Origin of the sequence: Mycolicibacterium iranicum (genome assembly GCF_014190915.1) — a bacterium.
Classification (GTDB): Bacteria; Actinomycetota; Actinomycetes; order Mycobacteriales; family Mycobacteriaceae; genus Mycobacterium; species Mycobacterium iranicum_B.
The window spans coordinates 354,132-368,632 of record NZ_JACHVU010000003.1 but is presented as its reverse complement, the minus strand read 5'-3'; the positions used below and the strand labels follow the sequence as shown (position 1 = coordinate 368,632).

Genomic DNA, 14,501 nt, shown 5'->3' with positions numbered 1-14,501 from the left:
TCGCGACGCAACGCAGCCGGCGAGTCTCTACCATCGACCGGGTGGGTCGCATTCGCCAGTGGTGGGAACAGCCGTGCCATTACCACTGGTTGTCGGGCTACCTCGGCTATCGCAACGTCCGGGGCTTCACCCGCAGGATGATGGGGCTGATCGTGATCGTGCTCGGGATCGTCCCGGCGTTGATGTTGCTCAGCCCGTCGGGGCCCGACACCTCCCTCGGCCGAGCCGTCAGCATCGTCGTGGTGGCCCTGTGCGCGGTCATGGCGGCGCTGTGGTTCACCCGCTGGCCGACGCGCGGCCAGTCTCTGGCCTTTGCCATCACGGCGAACGTCTGCATCGCCGCGGTCGTTCTCGTGTGGCCGGACCCGCTCACCGGGCTGCTGGGCTGCATCGCGTTCGCCGCACTCGCGGGATACGTCGGCTTCTTCCACTGCAGCCACTACCTGGTGATGGTGCTGGTGACCGCGGCCGGAGTGGCGATCACCCGCGCGGTCGAGATCGCCTCGGTGCACGATGACGCGATCCTGGGCACGGTGGCGTTCCTCATGATCGCCGTCGGGGTGCTGGCCGTGCCCTTCTCCGCCCAGGTGCTGGTGCATCTGCTCGGCGACGACGCGCTGCAATCACACACCGACCCGCTGACCGGGTTGCGCAACCGTCGCGGCTTCCACCGCTCGATGCGGGAACTGATCGGACCGGCGCCCGGCAACGACGCGTGGTTCCTCACCGTCGCCATGATCGACCTGGACCGGTTCAAGCTGGTCAACGACACCCGCGGACACTCCACCGGTGACCGTCTGCTGGTGGCCGTCGCGGCGAGTCTGCGCCACTGCACGCGCGGTCAGGCGGTCGTCGCGCGCGTCGGCGGCGAAGAGTTCTTGATCGCCGAGGCGTCACCCCGCGACGATGCGGATGCCTTCGCCGAGCGGCTGCGCATCGCCATCGCCTCGTCGTCGTGGGACATCACGGCCAGCGTCGGCGTGGCGTGCGGCCGCGTCGGGGCACCGGCCGACACCAGGCAGCTCGTGGACGCGTTGATCGAGTCCGCGGACACCGCGATGTACGAGGCGAAACGCTCCGGCGGCAATCAGTACCGCCGCGCGTCAGCCGCCTGAACCCCGCGCCCTGTCGACGATGCCGAGGATCGCGTCGGCCACGACCCCCGGCTGGTAGAGCATCATGTTGTGGCCGCTGCCGGCCACGATCTGGTTCGAGGCGCCCAGCATCGCGGCGAGCATGCCATTGGCCTGCAGGATCTGCGCTTTCGTGTAGTTGTCCGGGCTGAGACGTTCCGGTGCCGGGAAGCGGTCACCACTGAGCACCGCGGTCGGGACTTCCGGAAGCGGAGGCGCTGCGTCGATCTCGGCGAACGACTGTTCCATCAGGATGCCCTCGGCCCCGGGTCCCCGCTCACGGGCGTCGGCGAAGAACGCGGCGTTCTGTGCGGCACTTCCGAGGTGGGTGAGGAACTCGGAGGTGGGCTCTACGAACACCATTCCCGCCACCAGGTCGGGATGCCGGCGCGCCAACAAATCCAGGACGAGCCCGCCGTAGGAGTGCGCCGCGAACACGAGAGGTCCCGGCAGCCCCGCTGCGTCGATCAACGCCACCACGTCCTCGACGTCCTGCTGAGCGCTGTGAGGTTGCGGCACAGGCGTCGACCTCTGCGCGCCGTCAGGTCGGGTGGACGGCCGGTCGTAGACGCAGACCCGCGTCCTGCGGGCGACGGAGGGTTGCACTGCCTCGGGGCTCGCGATCGGCGTCGCGAGCTCGATGTCGTCGTACGGCGTGAACCAGACCGGGTCCCCGGCCGGAATCACGACGTTCCAGACCTCGGCATAACTGCCGAGCCCGGGAATGACGAACACCGTAGGTTCGCCCGACCCCTGACAGTCCAGAAACAGGGAGCGGCCCGGACCGACGTCGACGAGGCCGGGCGTCACGACGCCGGGGTCAGCGGCGCTGCGGCCACCTGCCGAGAACGCAACGAAGATCATCACCAGCGCGCCGAGGCGGCGCCACGCCATGGTCGGACGCTACAACGCCAAGCCGACCATGACGAGCACAATCGCCAGCAGCGGCAGCAGTCCCTGCGTGAGCGCCGCGCGGGCCTTGTCACGCGCCGACAGGAACAGCACCGCGGCGGCCGCCAGCATCGAACCGACCCCGGCGAACACCAGCGCCGTCCCGACCGCGGTCGAGCCGGTGAAGACCAGGACGACCCCGATCAGGGTCACCACGGCGAGGAACAGGTTGTAGAAACCCTGGTTGAACGCCAACAGCCTCGTCGTCTCGGCCTCCTCGGCCGTCGTACCGAAGACCGCCCTGGTGCGCGGCGACGTCCAGGTCACCGACTCCATCACGAAGATGTAGACGTGCAGCAGGGCCGCCAGCACCGCCACGATCAAGCCCGCCGTCAGCAATGTGTCCCTCTTCTCATTCGAACAGGCCGACCTGGCCGAGGCCACCGGCCCCGGCAGGTGGCTTCAGGCCCAGGTGGGTCCATGCCTGCGCGGTCGCAACGCGCCCGCGGGGTGTGCGCGCGATCATCCCGGCACGCACCAGGAACGGTTCGCAGACCTCCTCGACCGTCGTCGCTTCCTCACCGACGGCCACTGCCAGTGTCGACACCCCGACCGGTCCCCCGCCGAAGCTGCGAGTGAGCGCGGACAGCACCGCGCGGTCCAGCCGGTCGAGGCCGAGCTCGTCGACGTCGTAGACCTCCAGCGCGTACTTCGCGATGTCCCGGGTGATGATGCCGTCGGCGCGGACCTCGGCGTAGTCACGGACCCGGCGCAACAGCCGGTTGGCGATACGCGGCGTGCCGCGCGACCGGCGGGCGATCTCCGAGCCCGCGTCGCCGCCGAGCTCGATGCCGAGGATCCCGGCCGAGCGGGCCAGCACCCGCTCGAGCTCGGAGGGCTCGTAGAAATCCATGTGCGCGGTGAAACCGAAGCGGTCGCGGAGCGGACCCGTCAGCGCACCCGAGCGGGTGGTGGCGCCGACCAGGGTGAAGGGCGCGACTTCCAACGGGATCGAGGTCGCCCCGGGACCTTTGCCGACGACCACGTCGACGCGGAAGTCCTCCATCGCGAGGTACAGCATCTCCTCCGCGGGCCGTGCGATGCGGTGGATCTCGTCGATGAACAGCACGTCGTGCTCGACGAGGTTGGACAACATCGCCGCGAGGTCCCCCGCGCGCTCCAACGCAGGCCCCGACGTGACGCGCAGCGACGAACCCAGCTCCGCGGCGATGATCATCGCCAGCGAGGTCTTGCCCAAGCCGGGAGGCCCCGACAGCAGGATGTGATCCGGTGTACCGCCGCGGTTCTTGGCGCCCTCGATCACCAGCTGCAACTGCTCACGCACCCGCGGCTGGCCGATGAACTCGCCCAGCGAACGCGGTCGCAGGCTGGCGTCGATGTCGCCCTCACCGACGGTCAGCGCCGGCGAGACGTCCCGGTCGTCGGCTTCCTCGTCGGCGCCCTCGGCACCGCCGGCGAACCGGCCCACGCTACTTCTTCCCCAGCATCGACAGCGCCGCGCGCAGCGCACTGGACGTGGTGGCGTCCGGCTCGTTGGCGAGAACCTTGTCCGTCGCCTCTTCGGCCTGCTTCTGCGCGAAGCCGAGCCCGACGAGTGCCTCGACGACCGGCCCCCGGATGCCGTGGCCGCCGGTCGCGGTGACGCCGGATCCGGTCGGCTGGCCCACCTTGTCGCGCAGCGTCAACACCAGCAGTTCAGCGGTCTTCTTGCCCACCTTGGGAATTCGGGTGAGCGCCGTGACGTCGCCATCGCCGATGGCCTGACGCAACGTGGCACCGTCGTACATGGCGAGGGCACCCAGCGCGATGCTCGGCCCGATCCCGGAGACCCCGAGCAGGGTCAGGAACAGGTTGCGCGCGTCGGTGTCGCCGAAGCCGTAGAGCGTCTGAGAGTCCTCGCGCACGATCATCGCGGTGATGAGACGCGCCTCCGTCCCGCGACGCAGCGTGGCGAGCGTCGCCGGCGTGGCCATCACCTTGTACCCGACGCCGCCGGCCTCGATGACGACGTGATCGAGCGCGATGTCGAGGACCTCGCCCCGTACCGACGCGATCACCGCGGGCTCCGAGACACCTGGCGCGCCTTCTGTTTCAGCGTCGCCTGATATTTCCGGCGCTGCTCGGCAGCCATCTCCTCGGCGGCGGCCATGCGTGCCAGCATCGGCGCGCGCCAGCAGTGGCAGATCGCCAGCGCCAACGCGTCGGCGGCGTCCGCGGGTGTGGGCTTCTGTTGCAGCGCAAGGATTCTGGTGACCATCTCGGTCACCTGCGCCTTGTCGGCACGACCGTTGCCGGTGACGGCGGCCTTCACCTCACTGGGGGTGTGGAAGTGCACGTCGATGTCGCGGCGCGCGGCGGCGAGCGCGATCACGCCGCCCGCCTGGGCGGTGCCCATCGCGGTGTTGGCGTTCTGGTTGGAGAACACCCGCTCGATGGCCAGCACATCAGGGGCGTGGGTGTCGAGCCAGTGCTCGACCGCATCGCTGATCGCGAGGAGCCGGTGCGCAAGGGGATGCTCGGCCGGGGTGCGTACGACGTCGACGTCCAGGGCGATCACCTGGCGCCCGCGCCCACTCTCGATGACCGACAGCCCGCACCTGGTCAGCCCAGGATCGACTCCCATCACCCGCACGCCGGCTCCTCCTTGGTGAACATTTGTTCGAAGCTTAACCGCCACAGCTGACGTCGCCGGGTAAGGACACGCGTCAGAGGGCGTAATGCCCCGACCGCCAGCCCTGCGAAAGCTGCAGCACGAGTTCGGCCATCCGCCCGCCGGACCGCCGCCAGCCCCGCACCAGCTCGCGTTCGACCTCGCGGTCGTTGCGTTCCACCACGATCACCCAGCGCGCGCCGAGGACCTTCGTGAGTAACCAGAACGGCCACAGCACGAGGAACGGGAGAAGCAGGACCAGGCCGATCACCCAGCCGAAGAAGTCGAAGTTGTCGAGCAGCGAGCCCAGGGACGGGAACGGCCACATCTTGCGGTGCACCGACCACTGCACGCCCGCGGTGTCTGTGACGACTGGCATGCGCAGAGCATAGGGGTCGAGTCCGCGGTTGACCGGCCAATCAGGGCGCCGACGGGCCTGCGACCGCCGGCGCCGCCGCCCGGGGAATCAGCGCGACGCCGCGGTACTGCGGCCCCATCGTCCGACCCACCGCCAGCAGCGGTTCCGCGTCGCGCATCGCCCGGGCGAGCAGAAACGCACCTTCCAGTGCGCTCACCAGAGCCAGGGTCAGTCGGCGGGCCTGCGCCTCGTCCAGCCCCCGGGAGGCGAAATATGCCGTGCCACCGTCGATCCATCCGGTGAAGATGTCACTGGTCGCCCGCCGCAGCTCCTCGACGGTGTCGGAGACCTCGCCGGCCACGCTCGCGACCGGGCACATGTTGGCGAACCCGGAGGTGGCCATGTCGTCGGCGGCCTGGGTGAAGACACCCTCCACGGCAGCGCCCAGGTCGGTGTAGCCGTCGACGACGGCGGGGATGAGCAGACCGTAGGCGATGCCCGCATTGGCGAGGGCCTCGCGGGCGATCTGGACCTTGCCGCCGCGGAAGTGGTGGTACAGCGAGCCGATCGGCGCTCCGGAGGCCTCGGCGATGTCCTTCATGCCGACGCCGGCATAGCCCTTGTGCCGCATCAGTTCCGCGGCCGCCGTCAGGATCGATTCCCGGGTGGACCTTGCCATGACTGCCTCCTCGTGCCAGGCTAGAGCATACGTTCTAGAATAGTCGTTCTAGTGGAGGACACGATGAAATCGGTTCATGTCAGCGCGGGAGAGATCGAGTATCGCGACCTGGGCGATCCCGACGGACCACCGGTGGTCCTGCTGCACGGACTGCTCATGAACGACGCGCAGTGGGAGCCGGCCCTGCCCCACCTCCCCGGCGGCTTCCGCTATCTGCTGCCCGTGCTGCCCATGGGCGGGCACCGGATCCCGATGCGCGAGGACGCCGACCTGACGCTGCCGGGAATGGTCGGCATCGTCGCCGACTTCCTCGACGCGCTCGACCTGACCGAGGTCACGCTGGTGGTCACCGACTGGGGTGGTCCGCTGTTCCTGACCGACCTCGGACGCGATCGGCGGCTGGGCCGACTGGTGATCTGCCCGTCGGAGGCGTTCGAGAACTTCCCACCCGGCTTCCCCGGGAAGGTCGCGTGGCTGGCGAGTCGCTCCACCGCCACGGTGTGGCTGGCCCTGCGCCAACTCAGGATCGGGTGGCTCCGCCGGCAATGGCTGATGTTCGGGATGATGTCGAAAAAGCCTGTGCCGCAGCACATCTTCGACAAGTGGGCGGCGGCGGGGCTGAGCGACAGGAACGTCCGCCGGGACCTCGTGAAGTACTGCCGGACGAAGTTCGTCGACGCAGATCTGGTGCGGGCCACCCACCGCCTCGCCGACTTCGACCGGCCCGCCCTCGTGCTGTGGTCGGAGAACCCCGTGATGCCCGCCGATCACGGCCGCCGGCTGGCCGAGCTGCTGCCGCAGGGCAGATTGCAGACGATCGACGACGCCTACGTGCTGGTGATGCTGGATCAGCCCGAACAGACTGCACAGGCGATCGGTCAGTTCCTCGCGGTCACCGCGGCCCGCTGAGGCGGCCGGCCCCCTGAGTCGAGTCAGTCCTCGTCGAGCTGTGCGGCGACGTCGTCGGGGATGTCGACGTTCGTGTAGACGTCCTGGACGTCGTCGCTGTCTTCGAGGGCATCGACGAGCTTGAGAACCTTGCGGGCGGCGTCGAGGTCGACCGGAACGCTCACCGAGGGCTGGAACGTCGCATCCGCCGACTCGTAGTCGATACCGGCCTCCTGCAGCGCGGTGCGGACGGCCACCAGATCGGTCGGCTCGGAGATGACCTCGAAGCTGTCGCCCAGGTCGTTGACATCCTCGGCGCCGGCGTCGAGCACCGCAGCGAGCACGTCGTCTTCGGTCAGGCCGTTCTTCTCCAGCGTCACCACGCCCTTGCGGGAGAACAGATACGACACCGACCCGGGGTCGGCCATGCTGCCGCCGTTGCGGGTCATCGCCACGCGGACCTCACCGGCCGCGCGGTTGCGGTTGTCGGTGAGGCACTCGACGAGCACCGCGACACCGTTGGGTCCGTAGCCCTCGTAGGTGATGGTCTGCCAGTCGGCGCCGCCAGCTTCTTCACCTGCACCACGCTTGCGGGCCCGCTCGATGTTGTCGTTGGGCACCGAGTTCTTCTTGGCCTTCTGGATGGCGTCGTAGAGCGTCGGGTTTCCACCCGGGTCACCACCACCCGTGCGCGCCGCGACCTCGATGTTCTTGATCAGCTTGGCGAAGTTCTTGCCGCGACGCGCATCGATCACGGCCTTCTTGTGCTTGGTGGTGGCCCACTTGGAATGGCCGCTCATGCAGGTACTACCTTCTTCTGCTCTGGGTCGTCTGGCACCGGGTCGAAGTCCGATTGACCAGTCTACGTGGGAGTTCCCGCGATACCGAACCCCTTCGCCCCCGGGTTCCGCCGACCGGTACCCACCCACCGGGATCCGCCCGCCGACGCCGGGCCCGCACGCGCGCGCCCCCAACCGGCGGCGATGCGCAGCGCTGTTAGCTGGGCCACACTCCCTGGCCCGGTATCTTACTCCAGAGTAAGGTACCCGACATGACCTTCTCCCTGGAGTTGTCCTCGGACCTGCTGGACGTGCAGAAGTGGGTTCACGAGTTTGCCGCCGATGTCGTTCGGCCCGCCGCCGCGGAATGGGACGAACGCGAAGAGACCCCGTGGCCGATCATCCAGGAGGCCGCCAAGGTCGGCCTCTACTCCATGGAGTTCTTCGCCGAGCAGGCCGCCGAGCCCAGTGGCCTGGGCATGGTCGTCGCGTTCGAGGAGATGTTCTGGGGCGACGCCGGCATCGCGCTGGCGATCCTGGGCACCGGCCTGGCGGCGGCCTCGGTCGCCGCGAACGGCACCCCGGATCAGGTCGGCGAGTGGGTGCCGCAGATGTTCGGCTCCGTCGACGACCCCAAGGTTGCCGCGTTCTGTTCCTCGGAGCCGAACGCGGGCTCCGACGTCGGCTCGATCCTCACGCGCGCCCGGTACGACGCGGCGACCGACGAGTGGGTGCTCAACGGCACCAAGACGTGGGCCACCAACGGCGGCATCGCCAACGTCCACATCGTCGTCGCGTCGGTGCATCCCGAACTCGGCACCCGCGGGCAGGCGTCGTTCATCATCCCGCCCGGCACCAAGGGCCTCAGCCAGGGCCAGAAGTTCCTCAAGCACGGTATCCGCGCGTCGCACACCGCCGAGGTCGTCCTCGACGACGTCCGCATCCCCGGCCGTCTGATCGTGGGCGGCAAGGAGAAGTTCGACGCCCGCATCGCCAAGGTCCGCGACGGCAAGCGGGCCGCGGGCCAGGCGGCGATGGCCACCTTCGAGCGCACCCGCCCCACGGTCGGCGCGATGGCCGTCGGCGTCGCGCGGGCCGCCTACGAGTACGCACGCGACTACGCCTGCGAGCGTGAGCAATTCGGCCGCAAGATCGGCGAGTTCCAGGCCGTGGCGTTCAAGCTCGCCGACATGAAGGCCCGCATCGACGCGGCACGCCTGCTCGTCTACCGCGCCGGCTGGATGGCCCGCAACGGCAAGGCCTTCGAATCCGCCGAGGGTTCGATGGCCAAGCTGGTCGCCAGCGAGACCGCCGTGTACGTGACCGACGAGGCGATCCAGATCCTCGGCGGCAACGGCTATACCCGCGAATACCCCGTCGAGCGCATGCACCGCGACGCCAAGATCTTCACGATCTTCGAGGGCACCAGCGAGATCCAGCGCCTCGTGATGGCCCGCGCGATCACCGGCCTGCCCATCCGCTGACCCTCTTCTTGAGCGATTTCGGTGTCGCTGGTCAACACAGGCGTGACCGACGACACCGAAATCACCGGAGGGAGTCGACGAAGAGGCGGTGCACGCGCCGGTCGCCCGTCACCTCGGGATGGAACGCGGTCGCGAGCATCCTGCCCTGGCGCACCGCGACGGGATGCCCTCCCGCCCGGGCCAGCACCTCGACGCCGGCGCCCACGCGCTCGACCCACGGCGCCCTGATGAACACCGCGTGCATCGAGCCGTCGAGGCCGTCGAACTCGAGGTCGTCTTCGAAGGAATCGACCTGACGGCCGAAGGCGTTGCGGCGCACGGTCATATCGATCGCGCGCAACGGCAGCGCCTCGCGGCCGGGCACGCCGGCATCGGCGATCTCGGTGGCCAGCAGGATCATTCCCGCACAGGACCCGTAGGCGGGCATGCCGTCGGCCAACCGTGCGCGCAGCGGCTCCAGCAGCTCGAACTCACGCAGCAGGTGGCTCATCGCGGTCGACTCCCCGCCGGGGATGACCAGCGCGTGGACGCGGGCCAGCTCGTCGGGGCGGCGCACCGTCGTGGCCTCGGCGCCGGCCTCGCGCAACGCCGCCAGATGCTCGCGGGTGTCGCCCTGCAGCGCCAGCACGCCGACCTCGGGCGCGCTCACCCTCGCCCGGGCGTGAACTCGCGGGTGTAGCGGGTCAGCCCCTCCTGCATCACTGCGGCGACCATCTCGCCGTAGCGGTTGAAGATCTTGCCCTGGGTGAGGGAGCGTCCTCCGCACGCCGACGGTGACGACTGGTCGTAGAGCTGCCATTCGTCGGCGCGGAACGGCCGCATGAACCACATCGCATGGTCGAGCGAGGCGACCTGGAGGTGTTTGCGTTCCTCGGGGTAGTTCACCTGCGCCGAACCCAGCAGCGTCAGGTCGCTCATGTAGGCCAGCGCACAGATGTGCAGCACGGGATCGTCGGGCAGCGGGTCGCGGTGACGGAACCAGACCTGCTGCTGAGAAGCCTTGCCGGGCAACTTGTTCAGCAGATCGCGCGGCACGATGCGAACGTCCCACTCGTCGAACTGCCGGAAACTGGCGTCGTCGAAAACCTTGCTCGCGGACTTGAAATCCGGGATGCCGTCGGGCGGTACCACGACCGGCATCGTGTCCTGGTGCTCGATGCCGCTCTGGTCGGCCTGGAAGGACGCCGACATGGAGAAGATCGTCTCACCGTGCTGGATCGCGTTGACCCGCCGGGTCACGAAGGAACCGCCGTCACGCAACCGCTCCACCAGATACACCGACGGCGCCCGCGCGTCACCCGGACGCAGGAAGTAGCCGTGCAGCGAATGCACCTGGAACTTCGGATCGACCGTACGCACCGCCGACACCAGCGACTGCCCGGCGACGTGACCGCCGAAAGTGCGCTGCAGGAAGCCGGACTCGGGGCTGAACACTCCGCCGCGATAGATGTTGACCTCGAGCTGTTCCAGATCGAGGATCTCTTCAATCGCCACTACTGTGGGTTCTCCGCGCAGGCGTTCATCACAGCTGCCGTTCTCACCAGCCGCGTTCGGCGAGCCGGTGCGGGACCGGGATGTCGTCGACGTTGATGCCGACCATCGCCTCCCCCAGTCCGCGCGACACCTTGGCCAGCACGTCGGGATCGTCGTAGAACGTGGTCGCCTTGACGATCGCGGCCGCGCGCTCGGCGGGGTTGCCGGACTTGAAGATGCCCGAGCCGACGAAGACGCCCTCGGCGCCGAGCTGCATCATCATCGCCGCGTCGGCCGGTGTCGCGATGCCGCCGGCGGTGAACAACGTGACCGGCAGTTTCCCGGCCTGCGCGACCTCGACGACCAGATCGTAGGGCGCGTGCAGCTCCTTGGCCGCGACGTACAACTCGTCCTCGGACAGTGAGGTCAGCCGACGGATCTCGCCGCCGATCTTGCGCATGTGGGTGGTGGCGTTGGACACGTCGCCGGTACCGGCCTCGCCCTTGGAGCGGATCATCGCCGCCCCCTCGGTGATGCGGCGCAGCGCCTCGCCGAGGTTGGTGGCGCCGCACACGAACGGCACGGTGAACTTCCACTTGTCGATGTGGTTGCTGTAGTCGGCCGGGGTGAGCACCTCGGACTCGTCGACGTAGTCCACGCCGAGGCTCTGCAGGATCTGGGCCTCGACGAAATGACCGATGCGGGCCTTGGCCATCACCGGGATGGTGACGGCGTCGATGATGCCCTCGACCATGTCGGGATCGCTCATCCGCGAGACCCCGCCCTGGGCGCGGATGTCGGCGGGCACGCGCTCGAGCGCCATCACCGCGACGGCACCGGCACCTTCGGCGATACGGGCCTGCTCGGGGGTGACGACGTCCATGATGACGCCGCCCTTGAGCATTTCGGCCATGCCCCGCTTGACGCGCGCGGTGCCGCGAGCGGCAGTTCCCTGCCCTCCCGCCGACATTTCGGATTCCACAGCTTTCTCCTTCAATCGCTACTGATTCAGTTTAAAGGCGGCCGCAAATCGATTCGATCCGTAGGTCACCGGATCGATTTCACCGGGCCGGCCGGCTGTGCTCCCGGCACGTCGGCAAGGGTGTTCGCCTCGTCGAGAAGCTCTCCGAGCTGGCGCGGATACACGGTCTCACCGCGGGCGACCAGCGTGTCGATCATTGTCGCATCGCACCATCGGTGGCCGTGAATATAGGTGCGCTCCAGGCCCGAGCGGCCGGCATCCGACGGTTCGAACCGCGCGGTGCGGTGCACGAAGTACATCTCCTCGCTGTGCAGGACGGCCCCGTTGAAATCGATGACCGCGTCGCGGCGCCAGACCGGACCGATCATCGCCGCGGGGTCGACCACCAGGCCGGTCTCCTCCTCCAGCTCGCGCGCTGCCGCCTGGGCGAGCGTCTCGCCGGTCTGCGCGGCGCCGCCGATCGTGAACCACCACCGCGGCGCCGGAGCGTCGTCTCGCACGGCTGCGGGGTCCGACCCGCACAGCAGCAGCACCGCACCGTCGTGGTCGAGCAGCACGATCCGCGCCGACGTACGCCTGTTGGTGGTGAGGGTTTCGCGCGCCGACTCCTCGCCGCCCTCGGCGATCTCGAAATAGGTGGGCAGCGCCGCCGTTCCACCCAACCGCAGCAGCCGCACCAGCGGCCGCTCCCGCAGTGCGAGGGTGTCGCGGACGGCGTCGTTGTGGAACCGGCGCGCCAACACGACACGGGCCTCGGCGTCGGCCAGCTCGGCGACCAGGGCCAGTGGCAGCGAGGACGGGTTGACCCGGCTCAGTGCCGCGGACAGCTCGTTCTCGGCCGCCTCACGCGACGGGCGCGACGCCCGTTCGGCCGCGGCCGCCAGCGCCGCCAGCCTCTTGCCCTCGGGTCCGCCGCCGTAGGCCTCCACGGCCACCGCGCGGGCGACGACCGCGCGCCGGGCGAGTGCGCCGTCGAGCGCCTGCCAGGACAGGTCATAGCGCACGTGGAGGCGGTCGAGCCGATTGGCCGTCTGGTAGGCCCAGGCCAGGATCAGCAGGATTGCCGTCACGGCCAGGGCGATGACGACCGCGGTGACCCAGGGGATCACGCCTCCACCTGGACCTTCACCCCGGAGCCGGCGACCGTCTCGTACACGCGCAGGATCTGCCGGGCCACCACCGACCAGTCGTAGCGCTGGACCGCCTCGCGGCCGCAGTCGACGTAGTGCTGCCGGAGGGTGTCGTCGGAGAGCACCTCGATCAGTCCCGCCGCGAGGTCGGCCCGGTCGTCGACCGCCACCAGCCGGCCGGCCTTGCCGTCGTCGAGGACCCGGCGGAACGCGTCCAGGTCGCTGGCCACGACGGCGGTACCGGCGGCCATCGCCTCGACCAGCACGATGCCGAAACTCTCCCCGCCGGTGTTGGGCGCGCAGTACACGTCGGCGCTGCGCATCGCCGAGGCCTTCTGGGCGTCCCCGACCTGGCCGAGGAAGCGCAGGTGACGGGCGAGCGGACCCGCCTGCTCGCGCAGCTCGTCCTCGTCGCCGCGACCGACGACCAGGACCTCGACGTCGGCGAACCGCTCGACGAGCGCAGGCAGGGCGCCCAGCAGCACCGCCATGCCCTTGCGGGGTTCATCGAACCGGCCGAGGAACAACACCGAGCGGCCAGGGCGGGGGTAGCCGGGCAGCAGCGGTGCGGAGGCGAACGAGTCGACGTCGACACCGTTGGGGATCTGGACGGCGTCGCTGCCCAGGGCCTCCATCTGCCAGCGGCGGGCCAGGTCCGACACCGCGATCCGGCCGACGATCTTCTCGTGCATCGGCCGCAGGATCGGTTCGAACACCGACAGGGTCAGCGACTTGGTGGTGGAGGTGTGGAACGTCGCCACGATGGGGCCGGTGGCGATGTTGAGGGCCAGCATCGACAGGCTGGGCGCGTTCGGCTCGTGCAGGTGCAGCACGTCGAAACGACCCTGCTGCAGCCACTTCTTCACCTTGCGGTGGGTGGCGGGCCCGAACCGCAGACGCGCAACCGAGCCGTTGTACGGGATGGGGACGGCCTTGCCGCCGGAGACCACGTAGTCGGGCAGTGTCTCGCCGGCCTCGGGTGAGGCCGGCGCCAGCACGCTGACCTCGTGACCGCCGGCGCGCATCACCTCGGCCAGCTGCAGCACATGGGACTGCACTCCCCCGGGAACGTCGAACGAGTACGGGCACACCATCCCGATGCGCATCAGGTCGCCTCCAGCCTGGCCCTGCGCTCGTCGGACAGGTCGGCCACCCACTGCGGCTGCATCATGTGCCAATCCTCGGGGTGCGCGGCGATGTTGGCGGCGAACCGGTCGGCCAGCGCCTGCGTCATCGCCGCGACGTCTCCGGCCGACGCGTCGATCTCGGGATAGACCCGCATGCCCCAGCCGTCGCCCTCATACCAGCAGTGCACCGGGAACAGCGCCGCGCCGGTCTCGACCGCGAGCTTCGCGGGCCCGGCGGGCAGCCGGCTGGCTTCGCCGAAGAAATCGACCGGCACCCCGGTGCGCGTCATGTCGCGGTCGGCCATCAGACACACCACCCCGTTGTCGCGCAACCGGTCCCGCAGCACCTCGAACGGCGGCCGTTCGCCACCGGAGGTCGGCACCACCTCGAAGCCCAGGCTCTCCCGGTAGGCCAGGAAGCGGTTGTACAGGGATTCGGGTTTGAGGCGTTCGGCGACGGTGGCGAAGGTGCCGTGGTTCTGCACCAGCCACACACCGGCCATGTCCCAGTTCCCGCTGTGCGGCAACGCCAGCACCGCGCCGCGGCCCTCCTCCAGCGCCGCCCACACCATGTCGATGTCGTCCACCCACAAGCGCCGACCCAGCTCGGCGTGATCCATCGACGGCAGCCGGAAGGCTTCGCGCCAGTACCGGGCGTAGGACGCCACCGACGCGCGCATCAGCGAGCCGGGCACCTCCTCGGGCGTCGTGCCGATGACCCTCGCGAGGTTCCTGCGGAGCTGTTCGGGGCCGCCGCTGCGCGAAGCCCACCACGCTCCCGCGTCGAAAGCGTTGCGCGCCACGAACTCCGGGGCCGCCCGCACCAGTCGCCACCCGGCCGCATATCCCCAGTCGCTGAGTTGACCGGTGAGCATGGACGGGTAGGAGAACACGCTCGCGCCGCCG

General features: G+C 69.3%; 17 protein-coding genes. 3 read left to right on the top strand and 14 right to left on the bottom strand.

Going from position 1 to position 14,501, the window contains the following annotated elements:
* The first annotated feature begins 41 nt into the window (after positions 1-41).
* A complete protein-coding gene (locus FHR72_RS09105; RefSeq protein WP_183467604.1) occupies positions 42-1,115 on the top strand; it encodes a GGDEF domain-containing protein in 1,074 nt (357 codons plus the stop codon).
* Here the strand turns inward: FHR72_RS09105 and FHR72_RS09100 are convergent.
* The 7 genes from FHR72_RS09100 to FHR72_RS09070 all read right to left on the bottom strand — a co-directional run bounded on the left by FHR72_RS09100 (position 1,104) and on the right by FHR72_RS09070 (position 5,732).
* Positions 1,104-2,027, bottom strand: coding sequence for an alpha/beta fold hydrolase (locus FHR72_RS09100; RefSeq protein ID WP_183467603.1), 924 nt, complete (start codon positions 2,025-2,027; stop codon positions 1,104-1,106). The two genes, FHR72_RS09105 and FHR72_RS09100, sit on opposite strands and share 12 nt — an antisense overlap.
* A 9-nt stretch (positions 2,028-2,036) precedes the next feature.
* Positions 2,037-2,423, bottom strand: a complete 387-nt coding sequence (locus FHR72_RS09095; RefSeq protein ID WP_183467602.1) for a DUF1304 domain-containing protein — start codon at positions 2,421-2,423, stop codon at positions 2,037-2,039.
* Between the two features lie 13 nt (positions 2,424-2,436).
* Positions 2,437-3,513, bottom strand: coding sequence for a Holliday junction branch migration DNA helicase RuvB (gene ruvB, locus FHR72_RS09090; protein ID WP_183467601.1), 1,077 nt, complete (start codon positions 3,511-3,513; stop codon positions 2,437-2,439).
* Between the two features lies 1 nt (position 3,514).
* Positions 3,515-4,102: a Holliday junction branch migration protein RuvA gene (gene ruvA / locus FHR72_RS09085; protein WP_183467600.1), complete on the bottom strand. Its 588-nt coding sequence runs from the start codon at positions 4,100-4,102 to the stop codon at positions 3,515-3,517.
* The gene (gene ruvC, locus FHR72_RS09080) at positions 4,099-4,677 is read right to left on the bottom strand and encodes a crossover junction endodeoxyribonuclease RuvC (protein ID WP_183467599.1); all 579 of its coding nucleotides are present in this window, start codon (positions 4,675-4,677) and stop codon (positions 4,099-4,101) included. Before ruvC ends, ruvA begins: the two co-directional genes overlap by 4 nt.
* A 73-nt stretch (positions 4,678-4,750) precedes the next feature.
* Entirely contained in the window at positions 4,751-5,074 is a 324-nt protein-coding gene (locus tag FHR72_RS09075; protein WP_183467598.1) for a hypothetical protein, read from the bottom strand.
* A gap of 40 nt (positions 5,075-5,114) precedes the next feature.
* Complete coding sequence (locus FHR72_RS09070; RefSeq protein ID WP_183467597.1) at positions 5,115-5,732, bottom strand: TetR/AcrR family transcriptional regulator; 618 nt, start codon at positions 5,730-5,732, stop codon at positions 5,115-5,117.
* A 63-nt stretch (positions 5,733-5,795) separates the two neighbouring features.
* On the opposite strand from FHR72_RS09070, the gene FHR72_RS09065 reads away from it, so the two are divergent.
* Positions 5,796-6,641, top strand: coding sequence for an alpha/beta fold hydrolase (locus FHR72_RS09065; RefSeq protein ID WP_183467596.1), 846 nt, complete (start codon positions 5,796-5,798; stop codon positions 6,639-6,641).
* Between the two features lie 23 nt (positions 6,642-6,664).
* Here the strand turns inward: FHR72_RS09065 and FHR72_RS09060 are convergent, their stop codons facing one another.
* Positions 6,665-7,420 carry a YebC/PmpR family DNA-binding transcriptional regulator gene (locus tag FHR72_RS09060; protein ID WP_183467595.1) on the bottom strand — a complete coding sequence of 252 codons (756 nt, stop codon included), beginning with the start codon at positions 7,418-7,420 and terminating at the stop codon, positions 6,665-6,667.
* Positions 7,421-7,671: 251 nt separating this feature from the next.
* Here FHR72_RS09060 and FHR72_RS09055 point away from each other — a divergent pair, with 251 nt between their 5' ends.
* Positions 7,672-8,883 (top strand): acyl-CoA dehydrogenase family protein, encoded by a 1,212-nt coding sequence (locus FHR72_RS09055; protein WP_183467594.1) that lies wholly within the window; start codon positions 7,672-7,674, stop codon positions 8,881-8,883.
* A gap of 61 nt (positions 8,884-8,944) precedes the next feature.
* On the opposite strand, the gene pdxT is transcribed toward FHR72_RS09055, so the two are convergent.
* The 6 genes from pdxT to FHR72_RS09025 form a co-directional block, all read right to left on the bottom strand.
* The gene (gene pdxT, locus FHR72_RS09050) at positions 8,945-9,532 is read right to left on the bottom strand and encodes a pyridoxal 5'-phosphate synthase glutaminase subunit PdxT (RefSeq protein WP_183467593.1); all 588 of its coding nucleotides are present in this window, start codon (positions 9,530-9,532) and stop codon (positions 8,945-8,947) included.
* Entirely contained in the window at positions 9,529-10,377 is an 849-nt protein-coding gene (gene tesB / locus FHR72_RS09045) for an acyl-CoA thioesterase II (RefSeq protein WP_183467592.1), read from the bottom strand. The genes pdxT and tesB overlap by 4 nt, the downstream gene beginning before the upstream one ends.
* Before the next feature lie 43 nt (positions 10,378-10,420).
* On the bottom strand, positions 10,421-11,326 hold the full coding sequence (gene pdxS, locus FHR72_RS09040; protein WP_183467865.1) for a pyridoxal 5'-phosphate synthase lyase subunit PdxS: 906 nt from the start codon (positions 11,324-11,326) through the stop codon (positions 10,421-10,423).
* 77 nt (positions 11,327-11,403) lie between these two features.
* Entirely contained in the window at positions 11,404-12,447 is a 1,044-nt protein-coding gene (locus tag FHR72_RS09035; RefSeq protein ID WP_183467591.1) for an NUDIX hydrolase, read from the bottom strand.
* Positions 12,444-13,574, bottom strand: a complete 1,131-nt coding sequence (locus FHR72_RS09030; RefSeq protein WP_183467590.1) for a glycosyltransferase family 4 protein — start codon at positions 13,572-13,574, stop codon at positions 12,444-12,446. Before FHR72_RS09030 ends, FHR72_RS09035 begins: the two co-directional genes overlap by 4 nt.
* Positions 13,574-14,470: a phosphatidylinositol mannoside acyltransferase gene (locus FHR72_RS09025; RefSeq protein ID WP_260155965.1), complete on the bottom strand. Its 897-nt coding sequence runs from the start codon at positions 14,468-14,470 to the stop codon at positions 13,574-13,576. The genes FHR72_RS09030 and FHR72_RS09025 overlap by 1 nt, the downstream gene beginning before the upstream one ends.
* Positions 14,471-14,501 lie beyond the last annotated feature (31 nt).